The following is a 252-nucleotide window of genomic DNA, read 5'->3' as shown; positions in this document are numbered from 1 at the left end:
CTTATTGTTGGTGAAATTAGGGATAGTCAAACGGCAAAAGCTGTTCTTCGTGCAAGTTTGACTGGGTATACAGTATTCTCTACTGTTCATGCACGCTCAATATCAGGTGTAATTGCACGCTTAAAAGAACTTGGATTAAGTGATTGGGAGCTACAATCCAGTCTTCAGCGGGTGATTTATCAACGATTAATTGCAGGAAAGGGATTGCTTGTTTGTGAAAAGGAAAAGTTTGAAGAATGGAAACCAGACGAA

At 39.7% G+C, this 252-nt stretch carries 1 protein-coding gene; it reads left to right on the top strand.

The features are described 5' to 3' along the window. Positions 1 to 252, top strand: a 252-nt coding sequence (locus tag ETC27_RS18220) for an ATPase, T2SS/T4P/T4SS family (protein ID WP_168709088.1), incomplete at both ends; no start/stop codon positions are given.

The sequence above is a fragment of the Onishia niordana genome (genome assembly GCF_004798965.1).
GTDB lineage: Bacteria > Pseudomonadota > Gammaproteobacteria > Pseudomonadales > Halomonadaceae > Onishia > Onishia niordana.
The sequence above is the reverse complement of the archived record's forward strand: the minus strand, read 5'-3'. Positions and strand labels throughout refer to the sequence as shown.